At 66.0% G+C, this 24,602-nt stretch carries 26 protein-coding genes; 14 read left to right on the top strand and 12 right to left on the bottom strand.

The window, feature by feature from the left end:
- Nucleotides 1-31 precede the first annotated feature (31 nt).
- From secY to A5724_RS00655, 10 genes are all read left to right on the top strand, one after another.
- Complete coding sequence (secY, locus tag A5724_RS00700; protein ID WP_067794543.1) at nt 32-1,369, top strand: preprotein translocase subunit SecY; 1,338 nt, start codon at nt 32-34, stop codon at nt 1,367-1,369.
- Nucleotides 1,366-1,914, top strand: coding sequence for an adenylate kinase (locus A5724_RS00695; protein WP_067794541.1), 549 nt, complete (start codon nt 1,366-1,368; stop codon nt 1,912-1,914). Before secY ends, A5724_RS00695 begins: the two co-directional genes overlap by 4 nt.
- Nucleotides 1,915-1,920: 6 nt before the next feature.
- The gene (gene map / locus A5724_RS00690) at nt 1,921-2,718 is read left to right on the top strand and encodes a type I methionyl aminopeptidase (RefSeq protein ID WP_067794538.1); all 798 of its coding nucleotides are present in this window, start codon (nt 1,921-1,923) and stop codon (nt 2,716-2,718) included.
- A gap of 106 nt (nt 2,719-2,824) precedes the next feature.
- Nucleotides 2,825-3,319, top strand: a complete 495-nt coding sequence (locus A5724_RS00685; RefSeq protein WP_232004651.1) for a sigma-70 family RNA polymerase sigma factor — start codon at nt 2,825-2,827, stop codon at nt 3,317-3,319.
- The gene (locus A5724_RS00680; protein ID WP_067794533.1) at nt 3,316-4,056 is read left to right on the top strand and encodes an anti-sigma factor; all 741 of its coding nucleotides are present in this window, start codon (nt 3,316-3,318) and stop codon (nt 4,054-4,056) included. The genes A5724_RS00685 and A5724_RS00680 overlap by 4 nt, the downstream gene beginning before the upstream one ends.
- Before the next feature lie 74 nt (nt 4,057-4,130).
- The gene (locus tag A5724_RS00675) at nt 4,131-5,786 is read left to right on the top strand and encodes a thiamine pyrophosphate-binding protein (RefSeq protein WP_067794530.1); all 1,656 of its coding nucleotides are present in this window, start codon (nt 4,131-4,133) and stop codon (nt 5,784-5,786) included.
- Nucleotides 5,767-6,432: a hypothetical protein gene (locus A5724_RS00670; protein ID WP_067794527.1), complete on the top strand. Its 666-nt coding sequence runs from the start codon at nt 5,767-5,769 to the stop codon at nt 6,430-6,432. The genes A5724_RS00675 and A5724_RS00670 overlap by 20 nt, the downstream gene beginning before the upstream one ends.
- A 7-nt stretch (nt 6,433-6,439) precedes the next feature.
- Nucleotides 6,440-7,447: a 3-oxoacyl-ACP synthase III family protein gene (locus A5724_RS00665; protein ID WP_067794524.1), complete on the top strand. Its 1,008-nt coding sequence runs from the start codon at nt 6,440-6,442 to the stop codon at nt 7,445-7,447.
- A complete protein-coding gene (locus tag A5724_RS00660) occupies nt 7,447-8,484 on the top strand; it encodes a histidinol-phosphate transaminase (protein WP_067794658.1) in 1,038 nt (345 codons plus the stop codon). Before A5724_RS00665 ends, A5724_RS00660 begins: the two co-directional genes overlap by 1 nt.
- Before the next feature lie 22 nt (nt 8,485-8,506).
- Nucleotides 8,507-9,010 carry a MarR family winged helix-turn-helix transcriptional regulator gene (locus A5724_RS00655; RefSeq protein ID WP_067794521.1) on the top strand — a complete coding sequence of 168 codons (504 nt, stop codon included), beginning with the start codon at nt 8,507-8,509 and terminating at the stop codon, nt 9,008-9,010.
- On the opposite strand, the gene A5724_RS00650 is transcribed toward A5724_RS00655, so the two are convergent.
- Both A5724_RS00650 and A5724_RS00645 read right to left on the bottom strand, forming a co-directional pair.
- Nucleotides 9,007-10,230 (bottom strand): GAF domain-containing sensor histidine kinase, encoded by a 1,224-nt coding sequence (locus tag A5724_RS00650; RefSeq protein ID WP_067794518.1) that lies wholly within the window; start codon nt 10,228-10,230, stop codon nt 9,007-9,009. The two genes, A5724_RS00655 and A5724_RS00650, sit on opposite strands and share 4 nt — an antisense overlap.
- Nucleotides 10,227-10,892 carry a response regulator transcription factor gene (locus tag A5724_RS00645; RefSeq protein ID WP_067794515.1) on the bottom strand — a complete coding sequence of 222 codons (666 nt, stop codon included), beginning with the start codon at nt 10,890-10,892 and terminating at the stop codon, nt 10,227-10,229. The genes A5724_RS00650 and A5724_RS00645 overlap by 4 nt, the downstream gene beginning before the upstream one ends.
- Before the next feature lie 106 nt (nt 10,893-10,998).
- On the opposite strand from A5724_RS00645, the gene A5724_RS00640 reads away from it, so the two are divergent.
- The 3 genes from A5724_RS00640 (at nt 10,999) to A5724_RS00630 (ending at nt 14,707) form a co-directional block, all read left to right on the top strand.
- Nucleotides 10,999-11,805 (top strand): HAD family hydrolase, encoded by an 807-nt coding sequence (locus tag A5724_RS00640; protein ID WP_067794512.1) that lies wholly within the window; start codon nt 10,999-11,001, stop codon nt 11,803-11,805.
- 48 nt (nt 11,806-11,853) lie between these two features.
- Nucleotides 11,854-13,080 carry a serine hydrolase domain-containing protein gene (locus A5724_RS00635; protein ID WP_067794508.1) on the top strand — a complete coding sequence of 409 codons (1,227 nt, stop codon included), beginning with the start codon at nt 11,854-11,856 and terminating at the stop codon, nt 13,078-13,080.
- A 187-nt stretch (nt 13,081-13,267) separates the two neighbouring features.
- Nucleotides 13,268-14,707 (top strand): HNH endonuclease signature motif containing protein, encoded by a 1,440-nt coding sequence (locus A5724_RS00630; RefSeq protein WP_067794505.1) that lies wholly within the window; start codon nt 13,268-13,270, stop codon nt 14,705-14,707.
- Here A5724_RS00630 and mmsB read toward each other — a convergent pair.
- The 7 genes from mmsB to A5724_RS00595 all read right to left on the bottom strand — a co-directional run bounded on the left by mmsB (nt 14,704) and on the right by A5724_RS00595 (nt 20,911).
- Nucleotides 14,704-15,576: a 3-hydroxyisobutyrate dehydrogenase gene (gene mmsB / locus A5724_RS00625; RefSeq protein WP_067794501.1), complete on the bottom strand. Its 873-nt coding sequence runs from the start codon at nt 15,574-15,576 to the stop codon at nt 14,704-14,706. The genes A5724_RS00630 and mmsB overlap by 4 nt on opposite strands.
- Before the next feature lie 8 nt (nt 15,577-15,584).
- On the bottom strand, nt 15,585-16,751 hold the full coding sequence (locus A5724_RS00620) for an acyl-CoA dehydrogenase family protein (RefSeq protein ID WP_067794499.1): 1,167 nt from the start codon (nt 16,749-16,751) through the stop codon (nt 15,585-15,587).
- Nucleotides 16,752-18,269: a CoA-acylating methylmalonate-semialdehyde dehydrogenase gene (locus A5724_RS00615; protein ID WP_067794497.1), complete on the bottom strand. Its 1,518-nt coding sequence runs from the start codon at nt 18,267-18,269 to the stop codon at nt 16,752-16,754.
- A gap of 109 nt (nt 18,270-18,378) precedes the next feature.
- Entirely contained in the window at nt 18,379-18,981 is a 603-nt protein-coding gene (rfbC, locus tag A5724_RS00610; RefSeq protein ID WP_067794495.1) for a dTDP-4-dehydrorhamnose 3,5-epimerase, read from the bottom strand.
- Nucleotides 18,978-19,964 carry a dTDP-glucose 4,6-dehydratase gene (gene rfbB / locus A5724_RS00605; RefSeq protein WP_067794493.1) on the bottom strand — a complete coding sequence of 329 codons (987 nt, stop codon included), beginning with the start codon at nt 19,962-19,964 and terminating at the stop codon, nt 18,978-18,980. The genes rfbC and rfbB overlap by 4 nt, the downstream gene beginning before the upstream one ends.
- A 23-nt stretch (nt 19,965-19,987) precedes the next feature.
- Nucleotides 19,988-20,251, bottom strand: a complete 264-nt coding sequence (locus A5724_RS00600; protein ID WP_067794491.1) for a J domain-containing protein — start codon at nt 20,249-20,251, stop codon at nt 19,988-19,990.
- 240 nt (nt 20,252-20,491) lie between these two features.
- On the bottom strand, nt 20,492-20,911 hold the full coding sequence (locus A5724_RS00595) for an Hsp20/alpha crystallin family protein (protein WP_067794489.1): 420 nt from the start codon (nt 20,909-20,911) through the stop codon (nt 20,492-20,494).
- 100 nt (nt 20,912-21,011) lie between these two features.
- On the opposite strand from A5724_RS00595, the gene A5724_RS00590 reads away from it, so the two are divergent.
- On the top strand, nt 21,012-21,359 hold the full coding sequence (locus A5724_RS00590; RefSeq protein ID WP_067794488.1) for a helix-turn-helix transcriptional regulator: 348 nt from the start codon (nt 21,012-21,014) through the stop codon (nt 21,357-21,359).
- A 23-nt stretch (nt 21,360-21,382) separates the two neighbouring features.
- Here A5724_RS00590 and A5724_RS00585 read toward each other — a convergent pair whose 3' ends face one another.
- Genes A5724_RS00585 through A5724_RS00575 form a run of 3 tightly spaced genes read right to left on the bottom strand, consistent with a single transcriptional unit; the run spans nt 21,383 to nt 24,602 of the window.
- Complete coding sequence (locus tag A5724_RS00585) at nt 21,383-22,225, bottom strand: LLM class F420-dependent oxidoreductase (protein ID WP_067794655.1); 843 nt, start codon at nt 22,223-22,225, stop codon at nt 21,383-21,385.
- A gap of 12 nt (nt 22,226-22,237) precedes the next feature.
- Complete coding sequence (locus A5724_RS00580; RefSeq protein WP_067794486.1) at nt 22,238-23,083, bottom strand: LLM class F420-dependent oxidoreductase; 846 nt, start codon at nt 23,081-23,083, stop codon at nt 22,238-22,240.
- A gap of 28 nt (nt 23,084-23,111) precedes the next feature.
- Nucleotides 23,112-24,602 (bottom strand): ATP-binding protein, encoded by a 1,491-nt coding sequence (locus A5724_RS00575; protein WP_067794484.1) that lies wholly within the window; start codon nt 24,600-24,602, stop codon nt 23,112-23,114.

The following is a 24,602-nucleotide window of genomic DNA, read 5'->3' as shown; positions in this document are numbered from 1 at the left end:
GGATCTACAGGTCGGCTGCGCAGGAGGAAGAGTGCTCTCGGCTTTCATCTCTTCGCTCAGGACAGTAGACCTGAGGCGAAAGATCCTGTTCACGCTGGCCATCGTGATTCTGTATCGGGTCGGCGCCTCGATCCCATCGCCAGGCGTCAACTTCCCGAACGTGCAGAAATGCGTTGCGCAGGTCAGCGGCGGTGACTCCGCGCAGATCTATTCGTTGATCAACCTGTTCTCCGGCGGTGCGCTTCTGCACCTGACCGTGTTCGCGGTCGGCGTAATGCCCTACATCACGGCGAGCATCATCGTGCAGCTGCTGACGGTGGTGATCCCGCGCTTCGAGCAGCTCCGCAAGGAAGGCCAGTCCGGCCAAGCGAAGATGACGCAGTACACGCGTTATCTGTCGATCGCGCTGGCGATCCTGCAGGCCACCAGCATCGTCGCGCTGGCCGCCAACGGCGGCCTGCTGCAGGGCTGCACGCTGGACATCATCCAGGGCCAGAGCGAGGGCCTGAACATCTTCACCCTCGTCGTCATCGTGCTGGTGATGACCGCAGGCGCTGCGCTGGTGATGTGGATGGGCGAGCTGGTCACCGAGCGCGGCATCGGCAACGGCATGTCGCTGCTGATCTTCGCCGGCATTGCTGCCCGCATCCCGGTCGAGGGCAAGACCATCCTCGACAGCCGCGGCGGCCTGGTCTTCACCGCGGTCTGCGCGGCCGCGCTGGCGATCATCATCGGCGTCGTCTTCGTCGAGCAGGGCCAGCGGCGCATCCCCGTGCAGTACGCCAAGCGCATGGTCGGTAGGCGGATGTACGGCGGCACGTCGACGTATCTACCGCTCAAGGTCAACCAGGCCGGCGTCATCCCGGTGATCTTCGCGTCGTCGCTGATCTACATTCCGCACCTGATCACTCAGCTGGTCACCAGCGGAAAGCCGGACGCGAGCAACGGGTGGTGGCCGCGGTTCGTCGCCAACTACCTGACCAACCCCGCTGACCCGGTGTACATCGCCATCTACTTCGGCTTGATCATCTTCTTCACGTACTTCTACGTCTCGATCACGTTCAACCCCGACGAACGCGCCGACGAGATGAAGAAGTTCGGTGGCTTCATCCCGGGTATCCGGCCGGGTAAGCCCACCGCCGACTACCTGCGTTACGTTCTGAGCCGCATCACCCTGCCCGGGTCGATCTACCTGGGCGTGATCGCAGTGCTGCCGAACCTGTTCCTGGAGATGGGTAACAGCGGTGGCGTCCAGAACATCCCGTTCGGCGGAACTGCGGTTCTGATCATGATCGGGGTCGGGTTGGATACGGTCAAGCAGATCGAGAGCCAGCTGATGCAACGCAACTACGAAGGGTTCCTGAAGTGAGACTCGTTCTACTCGGACCGCCCGGTGCGGGCAAAGGCACGCAGGCCGCGAAGCTGTCCGAGAAGCTCGGCATCCCACAGATCTCCACAGGCGACCTCTTCCGCAAGAACATCAGTGAGGGCACCCCGCTCGGCGTCGAGGCCAAGCGCTACCTAGACGCGGGCGATCTGGTGCCGGCCGAGTTGACCAACAAGCTGGTCGAAGACCGCATCGAGCAGCCCGACGCCGTCGACGGGTTCATCCTCGACGGCTATCCGCGGTCGGTGGAGCAGGCCAAGGCGCTCGACGAGATGCTGAAGAACCACAACACCAAGCTCGACGCGGTACTGGAGTTCGCCGTCTCCGAGGAGGAACTACTCGCGCGGCTGAAGGCGCGCGGCCGTGCCGACGACACCGAAGAGGTCATCCACAACCGGATGCAGGTGTACCGGGACGAGACCGAGCCGCTGTTGGAGTACTACAGCCACAACAACCTGCAGACCGTCGACGCCGTTGGCGCGTTGGATGAGGTGTTCGCCCGTGCGCTGCGTGCGCTGGGCAAGTAGCACTCGATGATCGGCCTTCCGGGACTGCGCAACCGAAAGGTCGTCGCGCAGCGCACCGCCGGTGAACTGGACGCGATGGCGGCGGCCGGTTCGCTGGTCGCCTCCGCCCTGCTTGCCGTCCGGCAGGCGGCCGCCCCGGGGGTGTCGACGCTCGCGCTCGACGAGATCGCCGAATCCGTGATCCGCGACGGCGGAGGCATTCCGTCGTTCCTCGGCTACCACGGCTTCCCTGCCAGCATCTGCGCATCGGTGAATGACCGTGTGGTGCATGGCATTCCGTCGGCCGGCGAGATTCTCGCCGCAGGCGACCTCGTCTCGATCGACTGCGGCGCGATCCTCGACGGCTGGCACGGCGACTCCGCCGTGACATTCGGCATCGGGGCGCTGATCCCCGCCGACGAGATGTTGTCCAAGGCGACTCGGGAATCCATGGAAGCCGGGATCGCCGCGATGGTGCCCGGTAACCGGCTGACCGACGTCTCGCACGCGATCGAGGCAGGCAGCCGCGCCGCGGAGGGCCGCTACGACCGCAAGTTCGGCATCGTTGCCGGTTACGGCGGGCACAGCATCGGCCGCCAGATGCACATGGATCCGTTCCTGCCCAACGAGGGCGCGCCTGGCCGCGGGCCCTACCTCGCGGTGGGTTCGGTGCTGGCCATCGAGCCGATGTTGACGCTGGGCACCACGAAGACCGTTGTGCTGGAGGACGAATGGACCGTCGTCACCGCCGACGGCTCGCGCGCCGCCCACTGGGAGCACACCGTCGCCGTCACCGACGACGGCCCGCGAATCCTCACAATGTGAGTTTCCTGCGCCAGGGCGGTTGGTTAGCCCGGCGCAGCAATGAACCCGATCGCCCCCAACGTCGTATCCAATACGGAGGTTGGTAGTGGACGATCCAGAAGCCGCCATGATGCGGGTGCTATACGACGAGCACGCCGCAGCTTTGTGGCGCTATGCCCTGCGGCTGACTGGTGATCAAGCGCGTGCCGAGGACGTGGTCCAGGAGACGTTGCTTCGGGCGTGGCGTCATCCCGAGGTGACCGACGAGGTGGAGCGGTCCGCAAGGGCGTGGCTGTTCACCGTCGCGCGCAACCTGATCATCGACGAGCGCCGCAGCGCGCGATACCGCAACGAGGCGGGCACGCCAGACCTCGAGCAGGTCGCCGACCGTGCGGGACCCGACGAAGTGGACTCGGCCCTGGACCGCCTGCTGCTCGGCACCGCCTTGAGCCAGTTGTCCGAGGAGCACCGCGCGGTGATCCGCCGGTCCTACTACCAGGGTTGGACGACCGCACAGATCGCCAAGGATCTGTCGATCGCGGAAGGCACGGTGAAATCCCGGCTTCATTACGCGGTTCGGGCGTTGCGGCTGAATCTGCAAGAGATGGGGGTGACACGATGACACAATTCGGTTTTCCCCTAGGCGGTGATCTGTTGGACGGCGATCGCTACGTGACCTGGGACGCGGCCTATGTCCTCGGTTCACTGACGAGCAATGAACGTCGTGAATACGAGGCCCACCTGGAAACCTGTGAGCGGTGCCGTTCGGCGGTGGCCGAGATCAGCGGCGTGCCCGCGCTGCTGGCGATGCTGGATCTCGAGGACGTGCGCGCGTTGGACGAGGACGCGCCGGAGACTCCGCCGCTGCGGCCGCAAGTGCTCGACTCGATCCTGGACAAGGTGCGGTGGCGCCGCAGGCGGTCCCGGTGGCTGATGTCGGCCGCGGTCGGGTTGGCCGCCGCGCTGCTGGCGGTCGGGGCGGTGATCGCCATTCGTCCGGAGATCCTGGGTCTGGAGAACACCCCGCCGCAACAAACCACCCAGGCGTTGGAGATGGCGAAGGTGTCGGAGACTTCGATCAACGCCTCGATCACCTTGACCGGTTACGGGTGGGGCACGCGCATCGACATGGCCTGCTCCTACGGCGAGTGGGGCCAGAGCGGCAGCACCCCTCCGCAGAATCTCGGCATGGTCGTGGTGGGCCGCGACGGTAGTCACACCCAGGTGGCGACATGGCTCGGGATTTCGGGCGCCACCGCGCTGCCGAGTGCGACCACACCGATGCAGAAGGGCGATATCGCTGCGGTGCAACTGGTTTCGCCCGATGACGGAAAGGTCCTTCTCGAAACGCAGCTGTGAGTCCGGCCCGACGAGTGAACCCAACTCCATCGTGAGTCGTGTCACTAGCAGGTCGGGGGAGAAGCGAGTGAGAGATGGTCAGCAGGCATCGCGTCGTCGATCACATCGTCGCGCATCTGGCGGCGAGCGGCGTCGATTACATTTTCGGTGTCGACGGCGCGAACATCGAAGATGTCTATGACGCCGCGTTCCTGTGCGACGACATCAGTGCGGTCCTGGCCAAGCACGAATTCTCCGCTGCCACAATGGCTGACGGGTACAGCCGCAGCGGCGCAGGCTTGGGCGTGGTGGCTGCGACGTCGGGCGGCGGCTGCCTGAACACGTTGCCCGGACTCGGCGAAGCCTTCGCCAGCCGAGTTCCGGTGCTGGCGCTGATAGGCCAGCCGCCGACCACCCTCGACGGCCGCGGCTCTTTCCAGGACACCAGCGGCCGCAATGGGGCGCTGGACGCGCAGGCACTGTTCTCCGCGCTGTCCGTGTACTGCCGACGGGTCACCCGGCCAGAGGATATCGTCACCGCACTGCCAGACGCCATCGAGGCCGCGCGATCCGGAGGACCCGCAGTCTTGTTGCTGCCCAAAGACATTCAGCAGGCAGCGGTGGGCGCCAACGGGGCACGCGCCGTCCCGGCCGCGAGTGCCCCCGGCGATCCGGCAGCGATCGCGTCCGCGCTGCAACGTGCGGACGGGCCCGTCACGATCATCGCGGGTGAGCAGGTGGCTCGCGACGACGCGCGCGCGGAACTCGAAGCGCTACGGGCGATCTTGCGCGCCCAGGTAGCCACGGTGCCCGACGCCAAGGACGTCGCAGACTCAGCGTTGGTCGCCGGGGTGATGGGTCATCCAGGTCTCGCCGACGCCATCGCGGCCAGCGCGGTGTGCCTCCTGGTGGGCACCCGGATGAACGTGACCGCGCGCGCGGGACTGGACCAGACGCTGGCGTCGGTTCCGGTGCTGTCCATCGGGTCGGCGGCGCCCTACGTGCCGTGCCCGCACGTGCACACCGACGATCTGCGCGCCACGCTGCCCCTGCTGACGTCGGCGCTGTCGGGGAAGCCGGGTGTGCCGCCGCCCAGTCGAACGCCGCGAGACGAGTTGCGGCCGCCACCGTTCACTGGGCCCGGAGTCAGGTATCGCGACGCGATGGCGACGTTGGACGCGGCGCTTCCGGACGGCACCGACATCGTGGTCGACGCGGGAAACATCGGTGCGTCGGCCATCCACTACCTGCCTGCCCGACGTGACGGGCGGTTCATCGTCGCCCTCGGCATGGGCGGCATGGGATACAGCTTCGGTGCCGGCCTCGGCATGGCCTTCGGGCGCCGCCGTCGAACGATCGTGATCGCAGGCGACGGATCCTTCCTGATGCACGGCATGGAGGTTCACACCGCGCTGCAGTATCGGCTTCCCGTGACGTTCCTGATCTTCGACAACCATGCACATGCGATGTGCGTGACGCGCGAGCAGATCTTCTTCGGCGATCGGTACAGCTACAACCGTTTCGGGCCAAGCCGCTTCGGTGCCGGGCTGGCCGCGATGTTCCCCGGCCTGCACGCGGTCGACGTCGACGATATCGACGCGCTGCCCGATGCACTGCGCACCGCACTCGACGCGGACGGGCCCTCGGTGGTCAGCATCGAATGCTCCGCCGACGAAATCCCGCCGTTCGCAGCTTTTCTCACCGCACCCGCCCCGAAGGAGAGCCGTTCCCATGTCGCTGCCGGCACTTGACGACATCACCGCCCACCGGGGCACCGCCGAACCGATCGACGACGTGGTCCGGATCGAGACCGCGCCGCGGGAGAAGGCGACCCCGATCATCATGGAGATGATGCGGTCGGTCTACCCGCACGATCAGGTGTTCGGTGAGTTCTGCACCGTCAACACCTACATCGATTGCCCACCGGACGAACTGTTCGACTACATGTCCGACACCCGCTGCCTCGAGGAGTGGACGTACAGCCTGCGCGGCTTCACCACGACCGAGGAGCCCGGCCTGTGGCTGGCGTATGACCGATTGGGTTCGGAGACAAGAATTTTCACCCGTACCGTGGCGAACAAGGCCGCGGGAACGGTCGACTACCACTGCGCATGGGATCAGGGCAAACACCTCTGGATGATTTATCTGATGCGGATCGTGGACGCGCAGACCGTCCTGGACAAGCCGGGGTCGGTGGTGTTGTGGACGAACTGTCACCACCCGTTCTACGACCGCAACCCCTATCCGGAGACCGCCCCGCCGGGGCGTCCGGTGTGGGTGGGCGACTTCTGGGACATGTTCGGCGCCGGCCATCTGCTCGAACTGAAGAACCTCAAGGCGATCGCCGAGTACCGGCACCGCAACGGCCTGCCCGTCACACCGGCCTGGATGAAGTGAGTAAGCGATGACCGTCAGTCTGATAGATGTTTCGACTTATCTACCCGGTGAGCCTCTCGGCGCCGACTATTACGCCCAGTTCGCCGACTCCGACGACCTGCGTGACAACCTGATGTTCCGTGCCCCGAAGTTCCGCCATCACGTGGCCGAGGACGAAACGGCCATCGACATGGTGGAGCGCGCCGCCGCGGGACTGATCGGGCGCCACGGTCAGGACGTCATCGCAAACGTCGACGTGCTGATCACGCACACCCAGGTGCCCGATATGCCGTTCTATGGTGGCGGCGGTGGGATGGCGCATCGCCTTGGCATGAAACCGAATTGGGTGCTGGACATCCACAACGGCGGATGCGCGGCGTTCGTGCTGGGATTGCAGATGGCCCAGCAGTTGCTGTCGACGGGTGCCGGGCGGACCGCTCTGATCGCGATCGCGCAGAACGCCGCGGGTCAGGTGTTCGACCAGCCGACGGTGCGGCGCAAGGCCCAGGCCTCGGTGCCAGGCGACGGCGCCGCCGTCGGATTGGTGACGCTGTCGGACCAGTCACCGATCCTCGACGTCGAGTGCCGCACCTATGGCGAATTCGCAGGCGACATGACGATCGAGATCGATCCGCCGCGCAAGTGGTGGCAGCCGGGACCGGGCGAGGGCTACATCGGCTTCACCGAGAGCAAGATCACCAAGGTGCTGGCCAGGGGCAACCGTCAGGTGCCGGAGGTCGCGTACGCGGTGTGCGACCGAATCGGCATGCAGCCCAAGGACCTTGACGTGTTCGTCACCAATCAGCCCAACCGGGTCTTCCTGCGGAACTGGCGCGAGGCGCTGGAACTGCCCAAGGAGCGCCATGTCGACACATTCGACCAGTGTGGGAATCTGTTCGGCGCAGGGATCCCGATCAACCTTGATCGGGCCATCACCGATGGCACCCTGAAGGCAGGCGACGTCGTGATGATGGCGGCGTTCGCGCACGCAGGCGACTTCGCAGGCGCCGCCGCGGTCAAGTGGGGCGGCCGCTGATGGCCACGCTCAAGCGCGAGGCGGCTGAAGCCGTCGGTGCGCTGCCCACCGCGCTGGACCCACTGGCGTTGTCGCTCAACGAGAATCCGTTTCCGCCATTGCCAACGGTGCGCTCGGCGCTGATCGCGTCGATCGACGCGGCCAACCGGTATCCGGAGTTCCTGCCCGAGAAGTTGCGGTCCCTGATCGCGGGGCGGGTCGGCGTACGCGATGAGCAGGTGGTGATCGGCGCGGGAGCGACCGGGGTGATCCTGCAAGTGCTGCAGGCGGTCACCAGTCCCGGCGAGAAGATCGTGACGCCGTCACCGACCTTCGACGGCTACCCGATCTTCGCGAAGATGGCGCGGTTGGAAGCGGTGACCGTACCGTTGGATGCCCACGGCCACCACGACCTCGACACGATGGCCGACGCCGCCGCCGACGCCCGAGTCGTGGTGGTCTGCCGACCGCACAATCCGACCGGTACGTTCGAGCCTGCCGCCGACGTCGAGCGGTTCCTGCGCCGAGTCCCTGCCGACACGGTCGTGCTGCTCGACGAGGCGTACGTCGAGTTTCTGTCGCCGGAGCATCGGATCGACGCACCCGCGTTGGTGGCGCGGTACCCGAATGTCATAGTGTTGCGTACGTTTTCGAAGGCATACGGACTAGCCGGGCTGCGTGTCGGCTACGGCTTCTGCGCAGCGGACCTGGCCCGCCGGTTGTGGGCGATGCAGGCCCCGTTCGGCATCGGAAATGCGAGCCTGGTCGCGGTGGCCGCCTCTTACGATGCGGAAAGTCAGCTGCGGCAACGTATCCGGGTGATCGCATCGGAACGGCGACACCTACGGATGCGGCTGAGGTCGATGGGCGTGTACAGCGCCGACGCGCACGCGAATTTCGTCTACCTGCCGAAGTGGCGACGGCCGTGGCGGGAGGTGTTCGAGGGGACGGGCTTACAGGTACGTCATTACGCCGACGGAGGCGCGCGGATCACCGTCGGCAACCGACAGTCCACCCGTGCGGTGCTCGCCGCCGTGGCACCGCTGGCCGGCCGCTGACCGGCGTGCGGTAAGAAGGGGCGTGCCCTCGGAATCCGACAAGCGTGACCCGATCGCGCTGGCGCGCGCCAATTGGGACCGGGCGGGTTGGGGCGACGTCGCAGACGGCATGGTCGCCGTGACGTCGGTGATGCGGGCCCATCAGATCCTGCTGGCCCGCGTCGAGACGGCTCTGCGGCCGTACGACTTGAGTTTTTCGCGCTACGAACTGCTGCGGCTGCTGGCGTTCAGCCGCTCAGGCGCGCTGCCGATCACCAAGGCCTCCGATCGGTTGCAGGTGCACGTCACCAGCGTCACCCACGCGATCCGACGACTGGAGGCCGACGGGCTGGTCGAGCGGATACCGCACCCCACCGACGGCCGCACCACGCTGGTCCAGATCACCGACCTCGGCCGCTCGACGGTCGAGGACGCCACCGTCACGCTGAACAACGAGGTGTTCGCCGATATCGGCATGTCCGACGAGCAGTCACGGGCACTCGCGGATTCGATTGAGACATTGCGCCGTAACTCCGGCGACTTCTAGTGGGGGCCTGGCTCGTCGCGCGGGGGCAGCGGAATGATCGCCGTCACAGCCGTTCCCGATCCCGGCCGCGATCGGATGTTCAGCCTGCCGCCGACGATCTCGGCGCGTTCGGCCATCGACAGCAGCCCGTACCCACCCATCTCGTCGCCGCCAAGCGGATGCTCGAAGGTGTCGAAACCGATTCCGTCGTCGACGATTTCGAGGCGGGCGGTGTCGCTTGTGACGACGAAGGTGAGCCGCGTGCGCTTGGCGTTGGCGTGCTTGACCACGTTCTGCAGGCATTCCTGCGCGATCCGGTACAGCGCCAACTCGATGTGGTCGGGCAGTCGGGTGTCGGCGAGGTCGACCTCGATGTCGATCTGCGGGATCGAGCCGGCCAGGCTGGCCAGCCCGCCGGACAACCCGAGGTCGTCGAGCACCGGCGGCCGCAGGCCGCTGATCGCGGCACGTGCTTCCTGCAGTGTCAGGTCGACCAATTCGCGGGCCTTGCTCAACTGTTCGGTCATCATCTCGAGGTCGTCGACGGCTCGAGTGGCCGCGTCCAGTCGGTAGGACAGTGTGACCAGACGCTGCGAGATGCCGTCGTGGATGTCGCCCGCGAGCCTGCGCCGCTCGATCTCCTGCGCCTCGATGACCTGCTCGACGAAGTTCTCGTGCGCGCGCTCGCGGGCCACCAGCTGCCGGTGCAGCCGCGCCTGATGCAGCGCGCCCGCGATCAGGCGGCCGATCACCAGCAGGAGTTCGACGTCGCGTTCGGTGAACTCACGCCGTTCGACGGTGTGCACGTTGAGCACGCCGACCAGCCCGCCCGGATCGGTCTCCATCGGCACCGACACCATCGATGTGAAGTCCTTGCCGCGCAACGACTCGAACGGCATGTACCGCGGGTCGGCTTCCTTGTCGTGACTGATCACCACGGGCTCACGGTGACTGGCCACCCACCCCGAAATGCCCTGCCCAAGCGGCAGCCGCACCTGGCCGACCGCCGCGTCGAAGGGCGGCGTCGCCCCGGCGAGCGTCAGCGACCGGTCGCTGTCGTCGAGCACGTGCACGAAGCAAACGTCGCTTGCGGTGGCGGCGGTGATCATCCTGGCCGCAGCGGCGGCCAGCGGCTCGACACCGGGTCCCTTCGACGCGGCCTGGATCAGTTCGCGCAGCAGAGCGAGTTCGCGGTCGGCATCGACGAGATCGCGAACGGCGTTGGGCGGCCGAGGTTTCACTGGTAGATCCCCTCGCGCAGTGCGGTCGCGACGGCGCCGGTGCGGTCGCTGACGCCGAGCTTGCGGTAGATCGACCGCAGATGCGACTTCACGGTCTCGTCGCCGATCACCAACTTGGTGGCGATGGCCCGGTTGGACAGCCCGTTGACGACGAACGAGAGGATCTCGCTCTCGCGCTGGGTCAGGCCCTGCCGCGCGCCGGGCCAGAACTCGTCGCGCTGCAACCTCGCCGCGGTGTCGACGGCCCGCGCCGCCATCCCCGGATCGATCGCCGTCTCACCGCTGTGCACGAATTCCAGCTGGCGGACGAGTTCGTCGCTGCTGATGCTCTTGAGCAGATAGCCCGACGCGCCGACGCGCAACGCCTGGAACAGGTACTGCTCGTCGTCGTACACCGACAGCATCACGACCTTGCGCTTCGGGTCACTCTCGCGGAGTTCCAGGCACAGATCCAGACCGCTGGCCCCCTGCATGCGCACGTCGCACAGCACGATATCGGGGTCGAGTTCCTGGATGACGCTGAGCGCCCGCTCAGCGCCGACGGCCTGGCCGACCACCTCGACCCGGTCGGAGAACGCCGCGAGCATCGCCTTGAGACCCTCGATGACCATTTCGTGGTCATCGACCAGCACAAGCCGGACGGGAGCCCCGTTGGAAGCCATGGCACCACCTTAGAGCTGGGATTTTTCCTGAGGTAGAACATCTTGGCCTGCCCGATCCCCCAATTGGGGGACGACTGATGCCTGTGATGTGGGCCACCCTATCCGCATGCCTATGACCCAGGAGAAATCATGGCGCGCGGGTCGCTTCTGGTGGGATGCCAGCGCGCCCGCGCGAAGTGCGGTGTATCCGCTGCGCGCCGTGATCTTTGACCTCGACGCCCTGACCGACATTGAATGCGACGGTCACCGCGTGGCGTTCAACGCCGCATTCGCGGCGCACGGCCTTGACGTCGAGTGGTCGGTGGGCCGCTACCGGCAGCTGCTGGCCCTTCCTGACGAGCGGCAGCGCGTGTCGGCGGAGCTTCGCAAGCGCGGCATCGCGACCGAATCCGACGTGTTGACCGAGTTGCTCGCCGACGAGATCTACGCGACCAAGACGATCATGTTCGACGAGTTGATCCACGACGCCGACCTGGCGCCCCGACCGGGCCTCGTCGACCTCGTGATGGACGCATTCGCAGCGGGTGTCTGGGTGGGCGTCATCGCCAACGGCGCGCGCAGCTGGGCGGAGCCGCTGATCCGGCAACTCGTCGGCGACGGGCTGGTGGAGACGGTAGTGACCGCCGACGACGTGAAGAAACCGGTACCGGACCGCGAGGCATTCCAGAGTGCGCTGTGGGAGCTCGGGATATCCGCCGAGAACGCGTTGGCCGTCACCGGGTCGGCGTCGGGTCTGCGTTCGGCGACATGCGCTGGTCTGGCCAGCGTGGTCATCACCGGCGACGGCACCCCGGACATCCCTGCGGCGGTCGCGGTCCGCAGCGACTACACCGGCGACTCGCCGCTGTCCGTCGCGGAATGCCAACGCCTGCACAGCAGCTGGTGGGCCGCTCACAAGAAGTCCGCTGCCTAGCCTCGCAAACGGGCGCGCACAGCCGGCGCGATTACTATTCGCGCTCATATGGCTGCCAAAATCAAGATCTCACCCGGACTCATCGGTGGTGACACGGACGAGGGCTACGGGAAAGTCGCCGACGCGTTCCGCCGCAACCTGCAGAGCGGTCGCGAGTTCGGTGCCGCGGTCGCGGTGTACCGCGATGGTCGCAAGGTCGTCGACCTGTGGGGCGGCTACCGCGTCGCGACCACGAGGGCGCCGTGGGAGCGCGACACCCTGGTCACGGTGTTCTCGGCCACCAAGGGTGTCTCCGCGCTGACCGTCGCGTTGGCGGCATCGCGTGGGTTGATCGACTACGACGCCAGGGTCGCCGACTACTGGCCCGACTTCGCCCAGGCGGGCAAGGGCGCAATCACCGTGCGGCAGTTGCTATCTCATCAGGCCGGCCTCGTCGTCATCGATCCACCGCTGACCTTCGCCGACCTCACGAACCCGGCGGCGATGTCGGCGAAACTCGCGGCACAGGCCCCGCTGTGGACGCCCGGCACGCGGCACGGCTACCACGCGCTGACATTCGGGTGGTATGCGTCGGAACTGATCCGCCAGACCGATGCGCAGGGCCGCACCATCGCGCAGTTCTTCGACCAGGAGATCGCGCAACCTCACGAGTTGGACTTCTACATCGGGTTGCCGTCCGACATCGGCCGCGACCGGGTGGCCGACATGGTTACGCCGAGAAAAATCGCGGCGCTGCGGCAACTGGTGAAGCTGTCGCCGCGTCAAATGTTCTCTTTGGTGAACCCGTTCGGTTTGGGTAAGCGGGCCATCGCGCTCGCCGAGGGCTACGAGGACGTCGACATCAACAGCGACGAGATACGTGCGCTCGAGATACCGGCAGGCAACGGCACCGGTACCGCGCGGTCGCTCGCCAAGCTGTACGGTGCCGCTGCCACCGGTGGTGCGGAGTTGGGGCTGACGCCCCGCGTGGTGGACGCGTTGAAGCGGCGCGCAGTCATGCCTACCGGCGGGGCCCGTGACTTCGTGGGCGGGGCCGACACGTCGTATGTGCTGGGTTTCAACAAGCCGACCGCGGAGTGGGCGTTCGGGTCGTCGAGCACCGCGTTCGGAACACCCGGCGCGGGAGGGTCTTTCGCGTTCGCCGACCCGGACACCGGAGTCGGGTTCGCCTACCTGATGAACCGGATGAACGTGTATCCGTTCAGTGATCCGCGTGAACTCGACCTGCGTCAGGCACTGTTTCGCGACGTGCTCGGGGTACGGCCGCAGCGCTGAACTGTCGTCTCAGCGCGGGTCCGGACCCAAGCGCACGCCGAGTTCGGCGCGTGTGGTGATCTCGCCCCAGGACGCCAGAGCGGTCGGCGTGTCAAGTCCAAATGTGTTGCGGGACCGAATCTGTGGATGAATCCGCGCCTGTGGATAACTTTCTCGCCCGTCGGTCGCGATGGGCATAATCAAAAGTATGTTCGACTCGGAATTCTCGACGGCGGATGACGCGACGGTCGTCGCCGCCATCGAGGAGGGTGCGCGTGCGGAAGCTGCCGCCGGGGCTCGTCGGCTGGCCGCCATCGCCGAGCTCGCCCGTCGCCGAGTCGATGACGACGACGAGCGTGCTAAATGGGTGTTCGACGGCTGGGCGTCAGCGGCCGCCGAGGTGGCGGCGGCGATGACGGTCGGGCATCGCCGCGCGTCGGCGCAGATGCGCATCGCGGTCGCGCTGCGTGACCGTCTTCCCCGTGTCGCGGCGCTGTATGTGCAGGGCGCGGTCAGCTCACGGGTGGTTTCGGCGATCACGTGGCGCACCCAACTGGTGGAAGACCCCGATGCGTTGGCCCTCATCGACGCCGCCGTTGCGGAGGGAGCGACCAAATGGGGTCCGCTCTCGGAGGAACGACTCGATCAGGCAATCGACGCGTGGATCTTCCGATTCGATCCTGCCGCCGTGCGCCGCTCGGAATCATCCACGCGCACCAGGGACTTCGTGGTCGGAGATCTCGACGATCCGGCCGAAACCACCTCGGTGTGGGGCCGGCTGTTGACCCCGCACGCGGCGGTGCTCAAACGCCGTGTCGCGCAGATGATTCAGGGAGTCTGTGAAAACGATCCTCGCTCCATGGGAGAACGCCGCTCGGACGCAGCGGGCGCCATCGTCACCGGCAATTCACGTCTGGCGTGCCAATGCGGTTCGCCGACATGCCCGGCACGTGACGTACCGAGTTCCTCCAACGTCGTGATCCGGGTCTTGGCGGAACAGTCAACGGTGGAGGCGGCGACCGCGTCGGCTAACGACGTAACGGTGGCCGAGGGCGAAAAGCAGGAAAGCACAGCTGCGTCGGCCCCGGCGCTGATCGTCGGGGAGGGCGTCGTGCCCACATCGGTGCTGGCGCAGCTGATCCGCGACGGCGCCAAGGTCCGGCCGATCTTTTTGCCCAGCGAGGAACCGGAACCGCACTATCGACCGTCGGCGGAGTTGGCCGAATTCGTCCGGATGCGAGATCTGTACTGCCGCGCACCCGGCTGCGACGTACCGGCGGATCGCTGCGACATCGATCACACCATCCCTCATCCGATTGGGCCGACCCACGCGTCGAACCTCAAATGCCTGTGTCGAACCAACCATCTGATGAAGACATTCGGCGGATGGCGTGACATTCAGTTGCCTGACGGCACGGTGATATGGATTTCGCCCAGCGGCAGGAAGTACATCACCAAACCGGGCAGCCGATTGTTCTTCGAGACTTGGGATATCACGACCGCCGACCTGCCTCCACCGTCGATCGTGGTACCGAACACCGGTGACCGCGGCCTGATGATGCCCAGACGGCGTCGCACCCGAGCCGCCGAATACGCCGCATGGGTCAAGGCCGAACGCGCGCGCAACCAAGCGTCCGCGCCGTTCTAGCCTCCGCGGATCATTTCGATGACGGCGCTGAAGTCCTTGTCTGCGTGGTCGGCGGCGAACTTGGCGTAGATCTCGGCGGCGTGGCTGCCCAGCGGCGCCGACGAACCGGTCGACTTCACCGCGTCCATGGCCAACCCGATGTCCTTGTTCATCAACGCGGTCGCGAAGCCGGGCTTGAAGTCGTTGTTCGCCGGCGACGTCGGAACCGGCCCCGGCACAGGGCAATTCGTGTGGATGGCCCAGCAGTTGCCCGTTGCGCCGGTGATCACGTCGAACAGCGACTGCGCGGACAGCCCCAACTTCTCGGCCAGCACGAACGCCTCGCCCGCCACGATCTGCTGCACAGCTAACACCATGTTGTTGCACAGCTTGGCGGCCTGGCCGGTGCCCGAGGCCCCACAGTGAATGATCTTGCCCGCCAACGGCTCCAGCACGGGCCGTGCGCGCTCCACGGCCTCGTCCTCACCGCCGACCATGAACGCCAGCGTTCCCGCCGTCGCCCCCTTCACGCCGCCGGAGACCGGGGCGTCGAGTTGGGCCAGGCCGCGGTCGGTCGCCTGCTTGTGAATGTCACGGGCGTCGTCAACGGAGATGGTCGAGGTGTCGATGAACAGCGCGCCCGCACGGGCGGCAGACAGTACCTCGGCGTACACCGACTTCACGATGGCGCCATTGGGCAACGACGTGATCACCACGTCGGCCTCCGCTACCGCCTCGGCGCCGCTGTCGAAGACCTGCGCGCCCGCCTCGGCGGCGGCATCCTTGAGCGCGGCCACCGGATCGAAGGCACGCACGGTGTGCCCGGCCGCGACGAGGTTCGCCGCCATCGGGCCGCCCATGTGGCCCAACCCCAAGAACGCGATGTTCATGCTTCTCCTTACGCGGACGCGCGGGCCCGGGCCGCCGCGGCCCGACCGATGACCACACGCATGATTTCGTTGGTTCCCTCGAGGATTCGGTGCACACGAAGATCGCGGACGATCTTCTCCAATCCGTACTCACGCAGATAGCCGTAGCCGCCGTGCAACTGCAGCGCCTGGTCGGCCACGTCGAAGCAGGAGTCGGTGACGTAGCGCTTGGCCATCGCGCACAACTCGACCTTCTCCGGGTGGTTGTTGTCCAATGCGGTCGCCGCGCGCCACAACAAGGTGCGCGACGCCTGCAACGCGGTGGCCATGTCGGCCAGGGTGAACCTGATGGTGGGTTCGTCGAGCAGCGAGCCACCGAAGGCCTGGCGGTCCGCCAGATAGCTCGACGCCTTGTCATACGCGGCCTGGGCACCGCCGAGCGAACAGGCGGCGATGTTGATCCGCCCGCCGTTGAGCCCGTTCATCGCGATGCCGAACCCGGTGCCCTCGCCCTCGGCGCCACCGAGCATTGCGTCCGCAGGTACCCGCACACCTTCGAAGACGACCTGCGCCGTCGGCTGCGCGTTCCAACCCATCTTCTGCTCGTCGGCGCCGAAACTCAGCCCAGGCGTGCCCTTTTCGACGACGAACGCCGAGATGCCGCGCGGACCATCAGCGCCGGTGCGGGCCATCACCACGTAGACGTCGGATGTCCCTGCGCCGGAGATGAACTGCTTGACGCCGTCGATGACGTAGTCCCCGCCTTCGCGGACCGCCTTGGTGCGCAACGCGCTGGCATCGGAGCCCGCGCCTGGTTCGGTCAGGCAGTAGGAGGCGATCGCCTCCATCGAAGCCATCCGCGGCACCCAGGATTTACGCTGGGCATCGGTGCCGAACGTGTCGACCATCCAGGCGCACATGTTGTGAATCGACAGGAACGCCGCGATGGTCGGATCGGCCTTCGCGAGTTCCTCGAAGATGCGCACCGCGTCGAGTCGGCGCAACTCGCTGCCGCCGACGTCGTCGCGGCAGTAGATGGCCGCCATGCCGAGTTCGGCGGCCTCACGCAATACGTCGGTGGGGAAGTGATGTTTCTCGTCCCACTCCAATGCGTATGGCGCGAGGCGCTTCTCGGCGAACGCGGCCGCCGTCTCGGCGATCACGCGTTCGTCGTCGTCCAGCCCGAAGTAGTCCATTTACTTCATGGTCGGGATGACGAACTCCGCGCCGTGGCTGCCCGCCGGCCAGCGCTGCGTCACCGTCTTGGTCTTGGTGTAGAACATGATCGACGACGGCCCATGCTGGTTGAGGTCGCCGAATCCGGACCGCTTCCAACCGCCGAAGGTGTGGTAAGCCACCGGCACCGGAATGGGCACGTTCACGCCGACCATGCCGACCTGGACCCGGGATACGAAGTCACGCGCGGTGTCACCGTCGCGAGTGAAAATTGCGACACCGTTGCCGTATTCGTGCTCGGTGGGCAGGCGCAGCGCCTCTTCGTAGTCGTTGGCCCGCACGATGCACAGCACCGGCCCGAAGATCTCGTCGGTGTAGATCGACATGTCGGGGGTGACGTGGTCGAACAGGGTCGGGCCGATGAAGTAGCCGCCCTCGAGGCTGTCGTCGCCGAATTGCAGGTCGTCGCTGGCGCGTTCGCGCCCGTCGACGACGGCCTCGGCGCCCGCCTCGATGCCCTGGGCGATGTAGTCCTTCACTCGGGCCAGCGCGGCCTCGGTGACCAGTGGACCGTAGTCGGCCTTCGGATCGAGGCTGTGGCCGACACGCAGTCCGTTCACCCGCTCGATCAGCCTGGCGCGCAACCGGTCTGCGGTCTGCTCACCCACCGGAACGGCAACGCTGATCGCCATGCAACGCTCGCCGGCGCTGCCATAGCCCGCGCCGATCAACGCGTCGACCGCGTTGTCCATGTCGGCGTCGGGCATCACGATCATGTGGTTCTTCGCACCGCCGAAGCACTGCGCCCGCTTGCCGTTGGCGGCCGCGCCGGAGTAGATGTACTGCGCGATATCGGAGCTGCCGACGAAGCCGACGGCCTGGATCACCGGATGCTCGAGGATCGCATCGACGGCCTCCTTGTCGCCGTGCACCACCTGGAAGACCCCCGGCGGGAGGCCTGCCTCGAGGAACAACTCCGCCAACCGCACCGGCACCGACGGGTCACGCTCGCTGGGCTTGAGGATAAATGCGTTGCCGCACGCCAGCGCAGGCCCCGCCTTCCACAGCGGGATCATCGCCGGGAAGTTGAACGGCGTGATGCCCGCGACCACACCGAGCGGCTGACGCATCGAGTACACATCGATGCCGGGGCCCGCGCCCTCGGTGTACTCACCCTTGCTCAGGTGTGGGATGCCGGTCGCGAACTCGATGACCTCGATGCCGCGCTGGATATCGCCCTTGGAGTCGGCGACCGTCTTGCCGTGCTCGAGCGACAGCGTTTCGGCCAACTCGTCGACGTTCTGGTTGACCAGGTCGATGAAGCGCATCAGTACGCGGGCCCGGCGCTGCGGATTCCACGCCGCCCACTCCTTCTGCGCCTCGGCCGCGCCTGCGACGGCGGCGTCCACATCGGCTGCCGAGGCCATCGGCACCTTGGCCTGCACCGCACCGGTGCTGGGGTTCATCACATCGGCGGTGCGCGTGGACTGGCCCGCCGTGCGCTTGCCATTGATGAAGTGCGAAATCTGTGTGGTCATGAGTTTGTCCCTCGCCCCGAATGGCTGAATACTAGGATATCCTAGTATCGGCATCTCGCTGTGTGCAAGGCCCCTCGGTGTAGGGCAGGTTTTCGTCCGGCGGCGGCGGCTATCGACGCAGGTCGGCGATGAAATTCTGGGTGTCGTCCCAGGTGGGAAGCAGACCCGCCGCCCGCACCTCCGCCAGCGACGGAGCCGCACGGTCGCGGTCAGACATGATCGGTTCGCCGTCGACCGCAGGCCACGCGATGTCGAACGCCGGGTCGAGCGCATTGATGGTGTGCTCGCGGCCCGGCGCATAGTCGGCCGAGCACAGGTACATCACCGTGGAGTCGTCCTCGAGAGCGAGGAACGCGTGGCCCAGGCCCTCGGACAGGTAGATCGAGCGATGCTCGCGCGGGTCCAGCACCACGGCGTCCCATTTGCCGAAGGTGGGCGAACCCACCCGAATGTCGACCACCACGTCGAACACCGATCCGGACAGGCAGGTCACGTACTTGGCCTGGCTCGGTGGAAGCTGCGCGAAATGCACCCCGCGCAGTACACCTGCCGCGGACACCGAGCAGTTGGCCTGCCGCAGATCCAGGCGGTGCCCGGCGAACTCGGTGAACGTCGAGTCGGTGAACCATTCGAAGAACAGCCCACGCGAGTCAGTGTGCACCTGCGGCGCGATCTCCCAGGCGCCGGGGACAGACAGTTCGCGAACCTTCACTGACCCCGCTCCTCGTAACCGGCCTCGACGGCGTCTTTGAGTGGCCGCCACCAGGATTCGTTGTCGCGATACCAGCCGATGGTGGCCTTCAGGCCCTCCTCGAAGTCGGTGTGCTCCGGGCTCCAGCCGAGTTCGGAGTACAGCGGTGTCGCATCGATCGCGTACCGCAGGTCGTGTCCTGCGCGATCGGTGACGTGGTCGAAATCGTCGGGATCGCGGCCCATCAGTCGCAGGATCGTCTGCATCACCGACAAGTTGTCTCGTTCCCCTTCTGCGCCAATCAGATACGTTCGGCCGATCTGCCCGTCGGTCAGGATTCGCCAAACCGCGCTGTTGTGGTCCTCGACATGGATCCAGTCCCGGACATTGGCGCCGGTGCCGTACAACTTGGGCCGTCGCCCGGACAACACATTGGTGATCTGCCTGGGGATGAACTTCTCCACGTGCTGATATGGCCCGTAGTTGTTGGAGCAGTTCGAGATGGTCGCAGCCACCCCGTAGGACCGCACCCACGCGCGCACCAGCAAGTCGGCCCCGGCTTTGGTCGACGAGTACGGGCTGGACGGGTTGTACGGCGTCGATTCGGTAAACCGTTGCGCCGAATTCAATTCCAGGTCGCCGTAGACCTCGTCGGTCGACACGTGGTGAAGACGGACACCGTGGTGGCGCACCGCCTCCAGAATCGTGAAGGTGCCGACGACGTTGGTGTGCACGAACGGCTCGGGATCGGCAAGCGCATTGTCGACGTGGGTCTCCGCGGCGAAGTGCACGACGGCGTCAGACTCGGCGACGAGCTTGGACACCAACTCGGCATCGGTGATGTCGCCTTGGACCAGGCGGATGTCGTCTTCGACCTGCGCCAGTGATTCGCGGCTACCCGCATACGTCAGCGCGTCGAGAACCGTCACCGCATTTTCCCGGGCAGCAGCGTGAACGAAGTTCGCGCCGATGAAACCCGCCCCCCCGGTGACCAGCAACCGCATGGGTAGAACCCTAGCGGGCCTCGTCAGCGTGGGCGGCCGTGCCTGACCGGTATGCGGACAGGGCCGGAACGCGGTATCCGATCGGTCGGCCGCGTGCGCAATGCCGCGTAGGCGGCCATGATTCGTCGAAGCTCGTCGTCCGCGGCCGGATCCGCCGGCAGCGCGGCGTCTCTTGCATCGGGGTGCAGGGCCCGCAGTTTGCGGCGATAGGCATGGTTGATCTGCTCCTGGCTGGCAGTAGCCGGGACACCCAGGACGGCATACGGGTCGAAGGCGCTGTCATCCATGCTTTCACTCTTCTGCGCTGTGGGGCGGGCCCCGGCGAATCGTGAAACAGGCCGGGGTCCGCCGACAGACAAACAAGGTGCCAGAAGGTCCGCGCCACTATCGCTGGGTCGCGTCCGTCTCTTCAGATGACGACGACCTCGCTATGCTCGGAAGTCTTCTAGCACAAAGGTTTTGTGCGAATCTGTGGTGCTCCTCAGTGCATCACCTCCTATGCGTCGCATCGCTGTCCTGCCGGCCGACTATGCGCTGATCGGCCGCTTTTCGTCACTGCGGTTGACTTCAATGCGCCGTGGCTTGGCGTGGTCGGCAACCGGAATGCTCAACCGCAGCACGCCATCGTGATAGCTCGCCTCGATCCGATCGGTGTCGAGGTTCTCGGCGAGGAACAACTGGCGACTGAACACGCCGCGCGGCCGTTCGGCGGCGGCCATTTCCCTGTCTGGATTGAGCGGCGACCGCTGCGCACGCACTGTCAGGACGTGACGCTCCACGTCGAGGTCGAGAGAGTCGGGCTCAACACCTGGAAGGTCGAACTCGACGACGAAGTGGTCATCTTCGCGCCAGGCGTCCATCGGCATCACCGCCGGTTGCGCTGCCGTGCCCAGCACTTGCCGTGTCCAACGGTCGAATTCGCGGAATGGGTCCGTGCGCATCAACATTCTGTCCACCTCCCACTAACTCGGATGCGCCAGATCTATGTCTTCTGCTATAGATTTGTGATAGCACTGGAGAGGCATTTTGGCAAGGGAGAAACCGCACATGGCTGAAACCGCGGCGAGCACCGGACGTGAGAGGCCGGATAGCGGATCGCTGCGGGCGGTGTACGGCATCTCGGTCACCGCGGAATTGTCCGGTCTTGGCCCCCAGACCCTTCGCCTCTACGAGCGCCACGGCCTCCTCAGCCCCCAACGGACCGAGGGCGGCACGCGCCGCTACAGCGATCACGACCTCGCCACCCTGCAGCGGATCACCGAACTCACCGACGACGGGGTCAACCTGGCCGCTGTTGCGCGCATCCTCGACTTGGAAGCACGCAACGCGGCCTTGGAGGCCGTCAACGCCAGACTCGAGGCGCGAGTCGCCTCGCTGCAAGCCGAACAGTCCTAGCGGCTGAAGAGCGCCGCCGACGCTCAGCCCTTCAGCCCGAGCGGTCCCGCCAGTTCCGTCAGTGTCGGCAGCAGCTTGTCCGGTCCACCGAGCACCTGGATCAGCACCGAATCCGCGCCGGCCTCCAAATGTTCGTTCAGCCGCTTGGCGATGTCGTCGGCGCTGCCGTGCGCGACCACCGCGTCGATCAGCTTGTCGCTACCCGGCTTTGCGATGTCCTCGTCGGTGAAGCCGAGCCGCTTCCAATTGTTCAGGTAGTTGCTCAGATTCAGATAAAAGTCGACGGTCTCGCGTCCGATCGCCCGGGCTTGCTCCGCGTCCGTGGTCAGCACCACCTTGTGCTCGGGCGCCAAATACACTGTCGGCCCAATCCATTCGCGTGCCAGCGCGGTGTGTTCCGGCGTCGTCAGGTAGGGATGCGCGCCCGCGCTGCGCTTCGCGGCCAACTCGTGCACCTTCTTGCCGAGCGCCGCGATCACCCGGCGGCTGGTCGGCACCTTGTTCGCGTCCAGCACGTCGAGATACTCCACCAGCGCGTCGTAGGGCTTGCGGTACTCCTGGGTGTGTTCGGGGTGGCCGACCCCGACACCCAGCAGGAAGCGACCCGGAAACGCCTTCTCGATGCGGTGATACGACTCGGCGACCTCGCCGGCGTCCGCTGTCCAGATGTTGACGATGCCGGTTGCCACTTGCAGCGTCTGTGTCTGATCCAGGATCGGCTCGACGAACGCCAGATCCCCCTTGGGTGAACCGCCGACCCACAGCGCGCCGTAGCCGAGTTTTTCGATCTCGGCGGCCTGTTCCGGCCCCGGCGATCCGAAGGTCCAGACGCCGTAGCGGCCCAGGTCCGGTTTGAGTTCGGTCATGTCCATTTCCCCTTACTTCAGTCCGAGTGGTCCGGCCAGTTCGGCGAGCGCAGGCACCAGCTTGTCCGGCGACGTCAACACCTGCACCGGCACATGGTCAGCGCCCGCGTCCAGGTGCTCCTTCAGTCGCGCCGCGATCGCGTCGACGGTGCCGTAGGCAACGACCGCGTCCACCAGACGGTCACTACCCGGTTTCGCGACCTCTTCATCACTGAACCCGAGACGTTTCCAGCTGTTGAGGTAGTTCGTCAGGTTGAGGTAGATCTCGAGCGCCTTGCGGCCGACGGCGCGCGCCTTCTCGGCGTCGGTGGTCAACACGACCTTGTGTTCTGGTGCGATGAACGCGTCAGGGCCGAGCAGTTCGCGGGCCTGCGCGGTGTGCTCGGGCGTCGTCAGATACGGGTGCGGGCCTGCGGCGCGGCGCGCGGACAGCTTGAGGACCTGGGGTCCCAACGCCGCGACCACCCGACGGTCCTTCGGCACGCCGTGCTCGTCGAGCTTGTCCAGGTACTCCACCAGCGCGTCGTAGGGCTTGCGATACTCGTGGCCCGCCTCCGGGTGGCCGACGCCGATACCCAACAGGAAGCGACCAGGGTAGGCGGTGTCGATGCGGTGGTAGGACTCGGCGACCGGTCCTGGGTCGGCCGTCCAGATGTTGACAATGCCCGTGGCGACCTGCAGCGTGGTGGTCGGCTCCAGAAGTGGCTCCACCCAAGCCAACTCGGCCGCCGGTGACCCGCCCGCCCAGATCGCGCCGTATCCGAGCGCTTCGATGTCTTTGAGTTGCGCCGGACTGAGTTGTTGCCAAAGCTGGTGGTGGCCGAATACGCCGTAGGCGCCGAGATTGGGCTTCGTCATGGTCGGGTTAACTTCGACCGAGTCGCCACTATTCCACTCCGGCAGGAAGCTCCGTCGGCGTCGGTAGTTCCGGTGCGGGCGCCTGCAGTGGCAGCGTCACGATGAACTTGGTCTCGCCGGGCTGCGACTCCACGCGCAGATTGCCACGATGCTTTTCCACCACGATGCGCCAGGCCAGGTCGAGGCCAAGGCCGGTGCCTTCGCCGAACGGCTTGGTGGTGAAGAACGGAGTGAAGATGCGGTCGATGATGTCGTCGGGGATACCGGGGCCGTCGTCGCAGATCTCGACCCTGATCATCTCGTCGGATTCCCGGCGGGTGCGCAGCGTCAGCGTGCCGTGGCCATCCATGGCCTGAATCGCGTTGTCGATGATGTTCGTCCAGACCTGGTTGAGATCGCCTGGGTAGCAGAGCAATTCAGGTATCGACTTGTCGAGGTCCTTGACGATCTTGATCGGCGCCTCCTTGCCGACCTTCTCGCCGAACATCATCACCGTGCTCCACAACAGCTCGTGGATGTCCGCGGACTGATACGGCGCCCGGTCCATCTGCGAGTACTGCTTGGTGCCTGCGAGCAGTGCCGAAATGCGCTTACTGGCTTCGGCAATCCGATTCACAGAGAGTTCCGTGTCGATGGTGTATTTCAGCCAGCCGATCGCGCTTTGCAACGTGGCTGAGCAGTCGACGTCGTCGATCGACGCCACAACACGTTCCAGCCAGTCGATGTCGAGTCCAGCCTCGACGAACGTCGGCGCGTAATCCCAGCCGCTGGCGATCCCGTGGTCCTCCAGCCAGTCGCCAATCTCGTCCTCGCGGTCAGAGGTCTCCAGCGGACTGAGTTCGTGGGTCTTGGCCTTGGCTACCTGCTCGGCCACCTCGTCCTGGATGGACACCAACACGCGCAGCGCCTCGGGCGTGAACTTACCGTCGGCGAGCATCGACAGCTTGTGACGCATCTTGCCGACGTTCTCGCGCAGGTTCGACACGTCGCGGGAGATTGCGGCGGCCGGGTTGTTGAGCTGATGGGTCAGACCCGCGGTGATGGTGCCCAGCGCAAGCAGCTTCTCCCGCTGTCCGATGATCTGACGCTGGCGCAGGCCACCGACCATATGTCCCTCGAGCAGATGTACCGCCATCGGGAACTGGCTGCGCATGAAGGTGGCGAACGCTTCGGCGTCGAGTACGAAGAACCGCGACGGCTTGGTCACCCGCACCGAGGCTTCATATAGGTGTTCCTCGGCGGGCACATACGCCGACCACGCACCGCAGTAGACGCCTCGCTGCGAGGTGCGTCCGGTCACGATGTCCATGCCTGCCGACCGTTTGGACATGATCAGCTCACCATCGAGCAGGACGTAGAAGCAGGTCGCCGGTTCCCCTTCGACGACGATCGGGCCGGGTTCGAAAGACTCGATATGACCGTTTTCGCATAGCATCTGCAGCTGCTCGTCGGTCAGGGCCTCGAACAGGAACAGCGTCCGCAGTTCGTCAGGCAGGCATTTGCTTCCAGTCTCGCCCAT

The organism is Mycobacterium sp. ACS1612, from assembly GCF_001667505.1.
Lineage (GTDB): Bacteria > Actinomycetota > Actinomycetes > Mycobacteriales > Mycobacteriaceae > Mycobacterium.
The sequence above is the reverse complement of the archived record's forward strand: the minus strand, read 5'-3'. Positions and strand labels throughout refer to the sequence as shown.

Bases quoted from the DNA above. Each gene is read 5' to 3' on its own strand.
- A5724_RS00645 (WP_067794515.1), bottom strand. From the start codon at position 10,892: ATGGCTTCCAACGGGGCTCCCGTCCGGCTTGTGCTGGTCGATGACCAC.
- A5724_RS00580 (WP_067794486.1), bottom strand. From the start codon at position 23,083: ATGACGAAGCCCAATCTCGGCGCCTACGGCGTATTCGGCCACCACCAG.
- A5724_RS00585 (WP_067794655.1), bottom strand. From the start codon at position 22,225: ATGACCGAACTCAAACCGGACCTGGGCCGCTACGGCGTCTGGACCTTC.
- A5724_RS00680 (WP_067794533.1), top strand. From the start codon at position 3,316: ATGACACAATTCGGTTTTCCCCTAGGCGGTGATCTGTTGGACGGCGAT.
- A5724_RS00665 (WP_067794524.1), top strand. From the start codon at position 6,440: ATGACCGTCAGTCTGATAGATGTTTCGACTTATCTACCCGGTGAGCCT.
- A5724_RS00615 (WP_067794497.1), bottom strand. From the start codon at position 18,269: ATGACCACACAGATTTCGCACTTCATCAATGGCAAGCGCACGGCGGGC.
- A5724_RS00595 (WP_067794489.1), bottom strand. From the start codon at position 20,911: ATGTTGATGCGCACGGACCCATTCCGCGAATTCGACCGTTGGACACGG.
- A5724_RS00670 (WP_067794527.1), top strand. From the start codon at position 5,767: ATGTCGCTGCCGGCACTTGACGACATCACCGCCCACCGGGGCACCGCC.
- A5724_RS00675 (WP_067794530.1), top strand. From the start codon at position 4,131: ATGGTCAGCAGGCATCGCGTCGTCGATCACATCGTCGCGCATCTGGCG.
- A5724_RS00590 (WP_067794488.1), top strand. From the start codon at position 21,012: ATGGCTGAAACCGCGGCGAGCACCGGACGTGAGAGGCCGGATAGCGGA.
- A5724_RS00640 (WP_067794512.1), top strand. From the start codon at position 10,999: ATGCCTATGACCCAGGAGAAATCATGGCGCGCGGGTCGCTTCTGGTGG.
- A5724_RS00575 (WP_067794484.1), bottom strand. From the start codon at position 24,602: ATGGGCGAGACTGGAAGCAAATGCCTGCCTGACGAACTGCGGACGCTG.
- rfbB (WP_067794493.1), bottom strand. From the start codon at position 19,964: ATGCGGTTGCTGGTCACCGGGGGGGCGGGTTTCATCGGCGCGAACTTC.
- mmsB (WP_067794501.1), bottom strand. From the start codon at position 15,576: ATGAACATCGCGTTCTTGGGGTTGGGCCACATGGGCGGCCCGATGGCG.
- A5724_RS00620 (WP_067794499.1), bottom strand. From the start codon at position 16,751: ATGGACTACTTCGGGCTGGACGACGACGAACGCGTGATCGCCGAGACG.
- A5724_RS00635 (WP_067794508.1), top strand. From the start codon at position 11,854: ATGGCTGCCAAAATCAAGATCTCACCCGGACTCATCGGTGGTGACACG.
- A5724_RS00600 (WP_067794491.1), bottom strand. From the start codon at position 20,251: ATGGATGACAGCGCCTTCGACCCGTATGCCGTCCTGGGTGTCCCGGCT.
- A5724_RS00685 (WP_232004651.1), top strand. From the start codon at position 2,825: ATGATGCGGGTGCTATACGACGAGCACGCCGCAGCTTTGTGGCGCTAT.
- A5724_RS00630 (WP_067794505.1), top strand. From the start codon at position 13,268: ATGTTCGACTCGGAATTCTCGACGGCGGATGACGCGACGGTCGTCGCC.
- A5724_RS00660 (WP_067794658.1), top strand. From the start codon at position 7,447: ATGGCCACGCTCAAGCGCGAGGCGGCTGAAGCCGTCGGTGCGCTGCCC.
- map (WP_067794538.1), top strand. From the start codon at position 1,921: ATGATCGGCCTTCCGGGACTGCGCAACCGAAAGGTCGTCGCGCAGCGC.